Source organism: Marinicella rhabdoformis (assembly GCF_009671245.1).
GTDB lineage: Bacteria > Pseudomonadota > Gammaproteobacteria > Xanthomonadales > Marinicellaceae > Marinicella > Marinicella rhabdoformis.
The window spans coordinates 73,967-85,756 of record NZ_VTFS01000003.1 but is presented as its reverse complement, the minus strand read 5'-3'; the positions used below and the strand labels follow the sequence as shown (position 1 = coordinate 85,756).

Genomic DNA, 11,790 nt, shown 5'->3' with positions numbered 1-11,790 from the left:
AAAATAAAAATGAAAAAAATAAAAATCGTATTAATTTTGATGTGGAGTTTTCAATTAGCAGCTGAAGCACCGCAAACCGATCCGCAGGTATTGTTGGCAGAAGTTAGGGATGGATTATCAACCATGCGTGCGGAGTTTACACAGTTTGAAGTCAATGAAGACAACAAACATGGTGAAGAAAGTCACGGCTTGGTTTGGCTTAAAGCACCCAGTCAATTTCGTTGGCACTATAAACAACCCATTGAACAATTGATTATAGCTGATGGTCATAAAGTGTGGGTTTATGATGAAGACTTAGAACAAGTCACGGTAAAAAAACAAAATAACCAGCTTAACCCCATATACGTAATCATCAATAAAGATTTAAGCAATCAACATTACAACATCAAGTTTGAAACCGAGTCAAACGGTACTTCATGGATAAGCCTGACTCCAAAAAAACAATCTGAAGAAGTCAAAACAGTGTGGTTGGCTTTGAAAGACAAGCAATTATCTCAAATTAAAGTGGTCAATCATTTAGACCAAACCATGATATTCGAATTTCATGACAGTGTGAAAAATCCAAAATTAGAGGATGACCTGTTTCAGTTTTCACCACCTGAAGGTGTTGACGTTATTCAAGCGCCCAGTGAACAAACTGGCGGTGAGTTTTAAAGGCCATCAGTTTGTTTGAATCCATATTTGAACCTCAAGCACCGTTAGCGGAATTATTGAGGCCCACTGCTTTAGACCAGGTAGTAGGTCAAAGCCATTTGGTCAGTGAAGGAAAACCTTTGTCTCGACTGGTGGCACAAAAACAGTTACATTCCATGTTGTTTTGGGGGCCGCCAGGTACCGGTAAAACCACTTTATCCAAAATCCTCAGTCAAAGTGTTGATGCACAGTTAATTAACCTGTCAGCTGTTTTGGCTGGTGTAAAAGACATACGAGATGCCATTGTTAAAGCAGAAGCTGTTCTGCCAAAAAGAACGGTGTTGTTTGTTGATGAGATACACAGGTTCAATAAATCTCAACAAGATGCTTTTTTACCGCACCTAGAAAGTGGCTTGATTACTTTGATTGGTGCCACCACAGAAAACCCCAGTTTTGCTTTGAACAATGCATTACTTTCACGAAGTAAAGTCTATGTCCTAAAAGCCATCACATCAGAAGACCTAATGGTGCTGTTAAAACGCAGTTTGTCTCATGAAAAACTCAAAGGCATGCAGCTTTCTGAGCGACAACAAAAGGTACTCATACAAGCCGCCGATGGTGATGCCAGAAAACTATTGGGTTTATTAGAAATTTTATCTGATTATGTGCTTGATGGGGGCGTTCAAGACGAAGATGTGGCATTGGTCACGTCGGGCCAAACACGACGTTTTGATAAAGGTGGTGACGAATTTTATGAGCAGATTTCTGCCTTGCACAAATGTGTCAGAAGTTCGCATCCCGATGCCGCCTTGTATTGGCTGGCAAGGATGTTAGATGGTGGTTGTGATGCACGTTATATTGCACGGCGTGTTCTGCGCATGGCATCAGAAGAAGTGGGTAATGCCGATCCACGTGCCATGGGTTTGTGTCTTGATGCATGGCAGACTTATGAGCGTTTGGGTTCGCCTGAAGGGGATTTGGCTTTAGCCCATGCCGTCAGCTATTTGGCATCTTGTCCCAAAAGTAATGCCGTTTATGCAGCTTTTAAATTAGCCACAGCAGCGGCCAAATCAGGTGGAACACAGCCTGTGCCGATGCACTTGCGAAATGCACCGACAGATTTGATGAAAGATCAAGGTTATGGTCAAGGGTACCAGTATGACCATGACAGTACCGACGGCATCGCATATGACCAAACCGGTTTTCCTGATGCCATGGGTGAACAAATTTATTATCAGCCTGTGCAGCAAGGTTTAGAAAAACAAATCAGTGAGCGGCTAAAATTCATCCGAGACAAAAGAGTGCAAGCACTGAAGGCCAAAGGAAGTTCAAATGCTTAATGCTTATGTGTTAGTTGCATTAGGTGGTGCTTTGGGTGCAACAGCACGATATGGGGTCAACCAAATCGTGGTCGCGATTTTTGACAAACCGCTGGTTTGGGCGACTTTATTGGTTAATGTCGTCGGTTGTTTTTTCATGGGGTTGGTTTATTCATGGCTACAAAGTCGACCAGATATCAGTGCCACACTCAAGCCATTGTTGATGGTGGGATTCTTGGGCGCATTGACCACCTGGTCTGCCTTTTCTATGGAAACGGTACTGCTGATACAAAATGATGAATGGCTGCGCGCTTTGGCTTATACTTTGTTGACATGTATATTTTGCTTTACCGCATTTTGGCTGGGCCTTTGCCTAAAGAATTAAGAAAGTAAAAATTAAGGAATTAGATATGAAAAAAAATGTTTTTTTGATGTTGGCAGTGGCCACAATGAGCCAAGCTGAGGAAGCAAAAGAAGGCCCAGTCATTGCTGCTACTCCTGCCATTCCGGGCAGTGAAATTTACTTGTTTGACATCAACAACAAAGGCGAAATCCCTGAGTTATTGAATGGAAAAAACATCACCCACAGTGCGGGTTATGATTCACAGCCGCGTTTTGGTAAAAAAGGCAAAATGATTTACTACACCAAGTTTCGCAATGGCCAAACCGATATTTACCAATACGACATCAAAAAAGACCTCAACCAAGCCTATATGGTCACGCCAGAAAGCGAATACTCGCCCACACCGATTCCAGGTAAAAAAGGCTTGAGCGTGATACAAGTTGACGCCCAAGGTGATCAATACCTGGTCAAACTGAACAACAAAAAAGACCAACAAGCAGAACGCCACAGCGACCTCAAGCCCGTTGGTTACCACAACTGGGTACAAAACGACGGCTTACACTTGTGGACCTTTGTGCTGAATACCACCGGTGGCGGAGATTTATACCACCAAGGCAAAAACAAAAAAGTCACGAAAATTGAAGAAAACATCGGCCGCTCTTTTATCACAGATAAAAACCACACGGCCTTGTATTATGTAGACAAAAAAACCAAGCCTTGGCAGATTAAAACCCGCAAAAGTAAAAAAGGCAAAGCAACAAAAGTCATGGATTTGATTGCAGGCAGTGAAGACTTCACCTTAGACAGCAAAGGTAGATTCTGGACAGGCCAGGGTCAGAACCTATTTGTCAGTACCAACAAAAAGCACTGGACATTGATCAAACAATTTACTGATCCAAAGCAGGGTGACATCAGCCGAATCACCACAAACCCCAAAGGCAATCAGATTGCTGTTGTGATGCAAGAAGCCACTGGCGAAAACACAACAGAATGATATAATTCACCCTTTCAAAACCACAAGCGCTTGTAGCTCAGCTGGATAGAGCAGCCGCCTCCTAAGCGGCAGGTCACAGGTTCAACTCCTGTCAAGCGCACCATACCTAACACTTCGTCATTCTCGGGCTCGACCCGAGAATCTCAGCCCATCTCAAAATGCACTACCAATAATCGAAAACATGGCTTTATAGGACAGAAAATTGCTAGGAACGAATCAGCCGCGCGAAGTGAGCCCAAATAGCCGAAGGCAGGGATAGCCCGAGTCCATTCCTGTCAAGCGCACCATACCTAACACTTCGTCATTCTCGGGCTCGACCCGAGAATCTCAGCCCATCTCAAAATGCACTACCAATAATCGAAAACATGGCTTTATAGGACAGAAGATTGCTAGGAACAAATCAGCCGCGCGAAGTGAGCCCAAAGAGCCGAGGGCAAGGACGCCTGAACAAAATCGTCTCAAGCGCACCATTCAATCCGCCATTCTCGGGCTCCGACCCGAGAATCTCTTTGATTGCCAGTTAACCGTTGCTGTTTCGTTTTATTGTAGTTGCAAGGCTTGCCCTTGCCTTGCAACGCAACAGGTTAACAAAACATATAACCAGAAAAGGAGATACTCGGGTCAAGCCCGAGTATGACGGGGTAGGTCATGCCTGAGTATGACGGGGGTGGGTCAAGCCCGAGTATGACGGGGGTAGTTCAAGCCTGAGTATGACGGGGGTGGGTCAAGCCCGAGTATGACGGGGGTAGGTTAAGCCCGAGTATGACGGCGGTAGGTCAAGCCCGAGTGTGATGGGGGTAGGTCAAGTTGGAATATGACGGAATGGTGATTTAGGCACCCGCGAGGGGTGCGGCTACAGTTCAAACCACCACCAAAACAGACACCCGCAAGGGGTGTGACTACAGATCAAACCACCACCAAACAAATGTAGTTGCAGGGTTCACCCCTGCCCATTGCACCGCAACAAGCACACCTCACTTAATTCAATCTAAGGCGGTGTTTTATAGGTGATATAGCAATACAGGCTAAACACAATCGTGCCAAGGCGGGCTTGTGGCTGGTTTGGGTGGTGTTTTCAGGACTTTTGGCGGTGTTTTTGTTGGGTTTTTGTTGAGATAATGTTTGATTTGCTGGGGAGGTGTGCATGTTGGGGAATGTGGTTATTTTGTTGGTTTCTTGGTTGTTGTTGCATTTTGTTTTGAAGCAGAATTTGTCGGCTTTGGGTTGGTCGCCTGTGCTTTTGCGGCTGAAGCAGTTGTTTTGTGGCTTTGCTTTGATGGTGTTGTTGTGTGGTTTGGTTTATGTGGTCAGGTGGTGGATCAGTGGCACGGAGTGGCAGTTGGCTGAAGGGGCGAATTGGGGGCAGTGGCCAGAGGTGGCTTATTGGCATTTGCGTTCGGTGCTGTTTGAGGAATTGATTTTCCGTGGCGCTTTGTTGGTGATTGCGATTCAATTTTTAGGTGCACGTTGGGCTTTGTTGATTTCGGCGGCGGTATTTGGGGTTTACCATTGGTTTTCTTATGGCATTTTGGGGCAATGGATTCCCATGTTGTTTGTCTTTTTGGGAACTGGTTTAACCGGTTGGGTTTGGGCGTTTGCTTTTCATAAAAGTGGTTCTTTGGCTTTGCCTATTGGTTTGCATTTTGGCTGGAACTTTATTTCGAATGTGTTTGCTCAAGGTCCGGTGGCGGCGGGTGTGTTTGTTTCTGAATCGACGAAACACATGAGTGAATGGGGGCTTTTATTACACAGTGTGGTGGGGATGTTTATGGCACCATTATTAACCTATGTTGTTTTGCGGTTTTTATTTTTTCGCGATAAGTCAGTGTCAACTAAATCTTAAGCATTGGCGTTTAAGGGGTTTCAGTGCCAGCGGGCCGCTGGCAGTCTGTTATTTAAGCTGCAATCGTATGCCGAAACCTTGCCGTCCATGGCAGGTCTTGTGGTTGGGTTTAAAGGTCTAATTTTGTTGGGGTAGTTTTTTCAATTCTTTATCATATGGTACGCGCCCACTGGGTATCAGGTCATCATCAGCGTATTGATACTTCAGTGCCGCTGCACCACTGAGCATGGGCGATGCTGATAATTGGTTTTCTGCATTGTAGGCTTTGAGCCATTCGCGGCGCAGGCCATTTTTACTGTACTCGACGGTGATGCGGTGGGATTGTTTTCCTGATTCGTTTAATACTTGGCTTTGGACTTGGTTGCCGAATTTGTCGTATTGGTTGCGGATTTCAAAATCGCCCCAAGAAAATTTTATTTGCTGGCCTTGCGGGTTAAAGCCGCGCATGCCTATTTTATTGCCTTTGTCGTCGTAAAGATGCTCGCCAATGTGAACCATGGGGCGGTTGCCGTTGACGGGTTTTCCATCTTTGTCATAGACATGCCAGCGTTGGAAATTACCTTCTAGGTCGTAAAAAATGCGGTCGATGCCGGCGCCGGAGTCGTTGTTGGTTGGTTGGCTTTCTGTGCCGTAGTTTTTCATGAATTGTATCTGGCCTTTGTGGTCAAAGGTCATGTGGGTTTCGTAAAAAGGAAATACTGGACGCAGGGGTTTTTGTGTGTTTTTCAAGTCAAAGCGTTTTTCGATGATGTTTTGGGCGTCTTTGTGCTGCCACTGGTAGCGGTTGATACCCCATGCGTTTTCACTGGCTTGGCCCTGTTCATCAGTGAAACTGAGGCTGATGCGTTTGCCTTCTGAGTTGAGCTGGTAAGTGGCTTGGTACACTTTACCGTGTGCTGAAATTCTTTCGTCTTTGGTGTTGTGGTAATGGTGAATTTCTTGGTGTTTTTTATATGTCATACTGACTTTTGGAGCAAACCATATAAAAGTGTCCCAATTGCCGTTGTCATTGATGATTTGCTTTCCAATCATGTGTGCAACACTGGTGACTCGGCCTTGGTCATCGTATTCAAAGCGATAGTGTGCTGTTTCTTTGGCCTCTTTTTTATCGATGGGGTGGATGCCTTGGTAAGGGCTGAAGGGCGTTTCCCTGAATTTAAGGTGGCGAAAATAGGCGTTATCATGAGCTGCATAGGCGGCTTGTGACAAGTAGATTAAGGTGATGATTAACAGTTTTTTATATGTCATGTTATGCTCCTGCGGTTATTGAGATTCTGCTGATTTAAACCATGCTTCAAATTGGGCGGCGGCTTCATCGGCATAAAAAAGCACCTCTGGTATGTCTTTCCTGAGGGCGGTGTGGTGTTGAGTGTAGGCTGAGAACATTTGGTTTTGATGGCTTGCTTGTCCATAGGTTTGTGTCATGCTTTTTTCCAGTTTGTTTAATTCTTCGGCCTTGACCAATACCCAAGTCAGGAATAAAGCATCGTCTTTGAATACAAATTCAGCCAGACGTTCACCGCCGGCAAACTCAAAGCCATGACAATCGAGTTGTACCTGTCTGTTTTTGGTGCCTGGAATTTGTGGCGGCTTGATTTCTTTGTATTCGACTCGCTGACACAAGTTTTTCAATTGGGTTTGCATGGTGTTTAATTGGATTCCAAACTGTATGGCTTCAGGTTTGGAGGTGTGTGGATTTGCTGCTGTTGTTTTGTTGCCATCTGTACAGTTGGCGTGGCTGATGGTGGCCGCCATTAAGCCGATGATTAAAGCGGTTTTTGTCATTTTGTCTGCTCCTGTTAAAAAGGCTCAGATTAATGAATGGTCTTTATTGGGTTGATAAAAGCGTTCCCATTTATCATTATTTTTGTTTTTTTTAAGGTTTTGTGACCTTTGCATAACTCTGAACTGACTAATGACACATGATTTAGTCTCAGTCGTGTTGAATAATGGTTTTTTTAAAAAGTTAAATATCGGATGGCGTTTTCTCCTCTCAGTGTGATTTATTTTATGGCGTTCAGTCATGCGGCTTTGATGGCGGTGATTTTGTTCAAAAGTGCGTGGGAACAACAAGGCTTAAGCAAGCCACCAGGTATCATTTTGGCGGTATTGTTATCTGTTATGGCTTATAAGTTGTTGGAAGCGGGTTTGATTCAGTCTGGTTTGTTTCGTTATGTGCCACATTTAATAGACTGGCTTTCTGGAGTGGCGCTGCTTATTGGTCCGTTGTTCTTGGCTTATGTCAGGCGCATGGCGGGCTTGGCGGTGTGGTCAAAAGGTAAGTGGGTCTTGCAGCTGTTACCTTTTTTGGTATTGTTTGCGTTTCAATTACCTGACCTGATATTACCTGCGGCGCAAAAAGTGACTCGGATTGCTTCTTATAAAGGTGCCAACAGTTCAGCACCTTTGCCTTTGCAGTGGGTGTTTTTATTATTGTCTATTAAGCTGCATTTGGCCACTTACCTTGGTGTGGCTTGGCGTCAGTTGAACACCGCTGCTGTTGAAGTAATGGACACCCGTGCAGATGATGCGATTTATTGTTTGCGGTGGCAAAAGAAATTGTGCTTGATGCTGATGGTGTTGGAGGTATTTTGGCTTGTGCTGTTTTTGAGCCAACAGTTTTTTGGCTTGGGCACATTGGCAGTGGTCAGTGATTATTGGTTGTTGCTGATGTCAGCGATCGTTTTAATGATGGGTTATTGGGGCTTACAAAAGCCACACTTGGTTTTGGAAGGGATTGCCTCAGCAGAAGTCACGTCTGCCAGTCTGCAAAAGCCGTTAGTTGAAACTGGCTCAAGCGATAAATACAACCATTCGATTTTAGATGAAGACACCGCTTATGTGATGGCAGAGGAAATCAAGAGGGTTTTGAATTCTCAGCAGTTGTATTTAGATTCAAACTTGAATTTAACAACATTTTCAGAGCAGTTGGGAATTCGCAAACATTTGGTTTCTCAGGTCATCAACCAAACCATGGACAGCACTTTTTTCCAGCTGATTAACCAACACCGAGTGAATCATGCCAGAATGTTGATTGAAGATGCTAAATCACAATTCACCTTGGAACGCATTGCATCAGAAAGTGGGTTTAACAACCGAGTGACTTTTAACAAAGCTTTTAAAGAAGTGGAGGGTTGTTCTCCTTCTGTGTACCGTAAAACATTAAAAATGGCCAGTTAAGTGAGGAGAAAAGGATAAATTGGGTCGGATTTATCTCTTATATATCTTGTATGACTATGCTGTGGTGTTTTTAGCAACAATAATTAAACATGAACAAAGCATTCCACATATTATTACTTTTGTTAATGGCATCTGAGGGTTTAACAGGCGAGTTTCGCTATTCAGCGGCCAATGCCATCACCTTTTCAAAGTCGGGTAACAGCAAAGACTTTGTTGGCAGCGGTTTTTTAATAGAACACCATGGAAAAACCTATGCTGTTAGCGCCAAACATGTGCTGCTGGCAGTTATGGGTGAAGGATTGAGTTCAATTGATGTTGATGAAGTCGTATCGAGTTGGTTTTTAAAGCCTTTTAATGAAAGCGGCGGCACAGTGGAGCTGGGAAAAATGTTAAATGCAAACACTCAAGAAGCACTGGATATGAAGGTATTACAAGATGATTGGCTGTTGTTTGAGGTAACAAAGAATGACTCAAAATTAAAAATATTAAAACTGTCTGATCAAGATTTGAAGGCAGGCGCTGATGTCACTGTTTTTGGGTGTACTTATGCAACGCAAGCAAGCTGTCAACAAGATCGTTTTACTGGTCGATTTGTTCGTTCAGAGGGCAATAATCTTTTGATAAAGCTTGATGGCATCAATCCCAGTTCATTGCGTGGGTTGAGTGGCGCAGCGGTTTTGAATGGTGAAGGGTATGTTGTTGGGATAGTTTCAAATACGATTCCTGACGAAAAAGGAGGTGGCTTATTTTTTGCTCCATTTTCTACCCAGCCAGTTTTGGATTTTTTGAACCGATGAAAGCTTTTAAAACACCTTTTTTCTTTTTGCTTTTGATGATGTCATTGGTCGCTGATTCAAACAGTGGTGTTGAGTGGAATGAAATTTCCGCCACTGCGAATCGAATAGAAATAACCCAGGCACCATTGGCGTGGGCTGATTTTATACACAGAATGAAGCATGCCAATGTGCCAGATCAAGCGCAAGAAATAGCTCAACTTGAAAAACTCATGAAACAATTTGAGCCACAAAATTCGTGCCATAAACAGGCGGTCAAAATATTAGAGCAGGGCGTGCAAGCACAAAAGCTATTTCACGGTTTACAACAGCAATGGCATAAAAGTGATGAGGCTTTCAGTGGCCGATTGCATGAAATGAAGAACGCAGACAAATGGTATCAATGGCTCACTTTGGTTTGGTTGGGGCAGGATATATCGCCTGATGAGTTGTATTCAGTTGGTGAAGCTTCATTCAAAACTGCGATTGACAAATATAGGCAATCCGCAAACAATCAAACGCAACCTAAACAACAAACACTGGCTGCAAATGATGACCGAGGGATTCAAAAGACCTTTCAGCAAATTGAGCGCGCGGTAGAGAAAAACTTTGAAGCCCTGTTTCTTAATAGTTCAGGTTTTAAACAATTGAAGGTGGCACGTTCTATTCAAGGCAAAGACTTTCCCGCTCCTGGCTATTATGATCCCAGCAACCAAACCATGTATTACCACCCACAAGATGAAAGGTATGATTTGGCTCAAATCCCTTGGCTCTATTTACATGAAGGCATGCCAGGCCACCATTATCAAAGCATGATGAGTAACAACACTATAGACTGTGCCGAGTTGAAACTGAACCCAGACTGGCTAGCCAATGGCCGCATGGCGATGGTAGAAGGTTGGGCTGCATATGTAGAAACTTTAGGAAAAGACCTGGGGGTTTTGAATGACCCTTTACAACATCAGTTTGTGCTTAAGTGGGAAGCATTGCGTGCCATGCGTACCATGATTGATGTGGGTATACACAGTAAAGGATGGTCCGTGGCATATTCGAAAAAGTTTTGGCAACAGCACTTTCCAGAAGGCGTTGATGTGATGTTGCGAGAAATTAACCGAATGAAACGTTGGCCCATGCAAGTCAATACCTATGTTTTTGGCAAACATAAAATTGAACAATTAAAAACCAAACTCAAAAAACAACAGGGTCATGCTTTTGACATCCGCCAGTTTCATCATCAACTGTTGAAGCTCAGTGGCATGTCAGTTCTTGCTTTAAATGATTATCAAACAATATACACCCAATCGGAGACTATTCAATGACAAAGATAACCCATATATTTATATTGACAGCGATATTATTGACTTCACCTGTCTGTGCTACAGAAAAATTAAAACCACAATCATTTTTAGGCTTGGTGGCGCAAGCTGATACAACTGGAAACGTGGTTGTGCAGCGCGTTCTTCCTCAAGCCACAGCAGATGCGGTTGGTTTACAAATAGGAGATGTGATTCAATCGATAAACCAAAAGCCCATCAGTAGTTTTGAACAAATCATCGCATTGGTCAAAGAAATTGGGGTTAGTGAAAACATAGAAGTGGCGATTGTACGTCAAGATAAAGCCATGACATTAAAAGGAGCCATGCAAGGTAAGGCACGAGAATCTCATGCTGAATACGATGTCTTATACGATGTCGTTGAGCACCAAGGTGACAGCCTTCGTTCTATTGTTTACCAGCCTAAAAACATGAAATCAGGCGACAAAAGGCCAGCCATGTTTTACATTCAAGGATATACATGTCAGTCAATAGACCATGCCATGGTGCCCAATCTGACCATGCAACAGTTATTAGATGCAGTGGTACTCAGTGGCATGGTGGTTTATAAAATGGAAAAACTAGGTGTAGGTGACAGCCAAGGCAAAAAGCGATGTGAAGAAGTAGATTTTAGTACCGAAATGGCGGGGTTTGAGTCAGGTATTAAAGCATTGAAATCCTATGATTTTGTCAACGCTGAGCAGGTGTTTATTTTTGGCCATTCTTTGGGTGGGGTTTATGCACCGTTTTTGGCAGAAAAATACCAATTGGCAGGTGTCGCTGTTTATGGGGCTGTTATCAAACCATGGTATGAGTATATGTTGGACATTTTTGGTGAGCAATCTGTGATGATGGGTACACCAAAAGCCACAGCTGAGGCCAATGTAAAAAACATTCAACCTTTACTGTCCGCTTGGTTGAATTCAAACCAAAGCTGGTCACAATTACAGAATAATCCATCATACAAAGCCGGATGGGATTCTGGCTTGTTACCGGTACAAGGTGAACAAATTTTACAAAGGCACTTCAGTTTTTTCAGGGATTTGAACCGTTATGACTTGAAAACTGCTTGGAAAAATAGCCGACAACCGGTATTGGCGATTCATGGTGAATTCGACATCCAAGCCATAAGCGAAAACTGGGCACATGATTTGGTTGCAGTTGTGAATGAAGGCAACAAAGTAACGGCGACTGCAAAAGTCATCAAAAATACCGACCATGGGTTGATGCGGTATGATGACATGCAAGCATTACAAGCTGACATGAGTGCTGGGTCATACTCCCCAGGAAACCCAGGTCAACATTACAATTCTGATGTTGCACAAGTTTTGATTGATTGGATGGCTGCTGTACTTAAAAAATGATTATTTAAGCAGAACCATATGCCAACAG

General features: G+C 43.6%; 11 protein-coding genes and 1 tRNA gene. 10 read left to right on the top strand and 2 right to left on the bottom strand.

Annotation, left to right across the window (positions count from 1 at the left end; translation table 11 throughout):
* Nucleotides 1-9 precede the first annotated feature (9 nt).
* The 6 genes from lolA to FET73_RS08165 all read left to right on the top strand — a co-directional run bounded on the left by lolA (nt 10) and on the right by FET73_RS08165 (nt 5,132).
* A complete protein-coding gene (gene lolA, locus FET73_RS08190) occupies nt 10-654 on the top strand; it encodes an outer membrane lipoprotein periplasmic chaperone LolA (protein WP_154223471.1) in 645 nt (214 codons plus the stop codon).
* A gap of 11 nt (nt 655-665) precedes the next feature.
* On the top strand, nt 666-1,973 hold the full coding sequence (locus FET73_RS08185; protein ID WP_154223470.1) for a replication-associated recombination protein A: 1,308 nt from the start codon (nt 666-668) through the stop codon (nt 1,971-1,973).
* Nucleotides 1,966-2,337, top strand: a complete 372-nt coding sequence (gene crcB, locus FET73_RS08180; RefSeq protein WP_154223469.1) for a fluoride efflux transporter CrcB — start codon at nt 1,966-1,968, stop codon at nt 2,335-2,337. Before FET73_RS08185 ends, crcB begins: the two co-directional genes overlap by 8 nt.
* A gap of 25 nt (nt 2,338-2,362) precedes the next feature.
* Nucleotides 2,363-3,289, top strand: a complete 927-nt coding sequence (locus tag FET73_RS08175; protein ID WP_154223468.1) for a TolB family protein — start codon at nt 2,363-2,365, stop codon at nt 3,287-3,289.
* A 26-nt stretch (nt 3,290-3,315) separates the two neighbouring features.
* Nucleotides 3,316-3,392, top strand: a tRNA-Arg gene (locus FET73_RS08170).
* A 1,041-nt stretch (nt 3,393-4,433) separates the two neighbouring features.
* Nucleotides 4,434-5,132, top strand: coding sequence for a CPBP family intramembrane glutamic endopeptidase (locus tag FET73_RS08165; RefSeq protein ID WP_154223467.1), 699 nt, complete (start codon nt 4,434-4,436; stop codon nt 5,130-5,132).
* Between the two features lie 117 nt (nt 5,133-5,249).
* On the opposite strand, the gene FET73_RS08160 is transcribed toward FET73_RS08165, so the two are convergent.
* Together FET73_RS08160 and FET73_RS08155 are read right to left on the bottom strand one after the other, a co-directional pair.
* Nucleotides 5,250-6,380, bottom strand: a complete 1,131-nt coding sequence (locus FET73_RS08160; RefSeq protein ID WP_154223466.1) for a hypothetical protein — start codon at nt 6,378-6,380, stop codon at nt 5,250-5,252.
* A 15-nt stretch (nt 6,381-6,395) separates the two neighbouring features.
* Entirely contained in the window at nt 6,396-6,917 is a 522-nt protein-coding gene (locus FET73_RS08155; protein ID WP_154223465.1) for a hypothetical protein, read from the bottom strand.
* A 192-nt stretch (nt 6,918-7,109) separates the two neighbouring features.
* On the opposite strand from FET73_RS08155, the gene FET73_RS08150 reads away from it, so the two are divergent.
* The 4 genes from FET73_RS08150 to FET73_RS08135 all read left to right on the top strand — a co-directional run bounded on the left by FET73_RS08150 (nt 7,110) and on the right by FET73_RS08135 (nt 11,762).
* Entirely contained in the window at nt 7,110-8,312 is a 1,203-nt protein-coding gene (locus FET73_RS08150; RefSeq protein WP_154223464.1) for a helix-turn-helix domain-containing protein, read from the top strand.
* Nucleotides 8,313-8,401: 89 nt separating this feature from the next.
* Entirely contained in the window at nt 8,402-9,109 is a 708-nt protein-coding gene (locus FET73_RS08145; protein WP_154223463.1) for a trypsin-like peptidase domain-containing protein, read from the top strand.
* Complete coding sequence (locus FET73_RS08140; RefSeq protein ID WP_154223462.1) at nt 9,106-10,404, top strand: DUF885 family protein; 1,299 nt, start codon at nt 9,106-9,108, stop codon at nt 10,402-10,404. The genes FET73_RS08145 and FET73_RS08140 overlap by 4 nt, the downstream gene beginning before the upstream one ends.
* Nucleotides 10,401-11,762 carry a PDZ domain-containing protein gene (locus FET73_RS08135; RefSeq protein WP_154223461.1) on the top strand — a complete coding sequence of 454 codons (1,362 nt, stop codon included), beginning with the start codon at nt 10,401-10,403 and terminating at the stop codon, nt 11,760-11,762. The genes FET73_RS08140 and FET73_RS08135 overlap by 4 nt, the downstream gene beginning before the upstream one ends.
* The last annotated feature ends 28 nt before the right edge of the window (nt 11,763-11,790 follow it).

Coding starts and splice junctions, on each gene's coding strand:
- lolA (WP_154223471.1), top strand. CDS start 10: ATGAAAAAAATAAAAATCGTATTAATTTTGATGTGGAGTTTTCAATTA.
- FET73_RS08155 (WP_154223465.1), bottom strand. CDS start 6,917: ATGACAAAAACCGCTTTAATCATCGGCTTAATGGCGGCCACCATCAGC.
- FET73_RS08150 (WP_154223464.1), top strand. CDS start 7,110: ATGGCGTTTTCTCCTCTCAGTGTGATTTATTTTATGGCGTTCAGTCAT.
- FET73_RS08145 (WP_154223463.1), top strand. CDS start 8,402: ATGAACAAAGCATTCCACATATTATTACTTTTGTTAATGGCATCTGAG.
- FET73_RS08160 (WP_154223466.1), bottom strand. CDS start 6,380: ATGACATATAAAAAACTGTTAATCATCACCTTAATCTACTTGTCACAA.
- FET73_RS08165 (WP_154223467.1), top strand. CDS start 4,434: ATGTTGGGGAATGTGGTTATTTTGTTGGTTTCTTGGTTGTTGTTGCAT.
- FET73_RS08140 (WP_154223462.1), top strand. CDS start 9,106: ATGAAAGCTTTTAAAACACCTTTTTTCTTTTTGCTTTTGATGATGTCA.
- crcB (WP_154223469.1), top strand. CDS start 1,966: ATGCTTAATGCTTATGTGTTAGTTGCATTAGGTGGTGCTTTGGGTGCA.
- FET73_RS08175 (WP_154223468.1), top strand. CDS start 2,363: ATGAAAAAAAATGTTTTTTTGATGTTGGCAGTGGCCACAATGAGCCAA.
- FET73_RS08135 (WP_154223461.1), top strand. CDS start 10,401: ATGACAAAGATAACCCATATATTTATATTGACAGCGATATTATTGACT.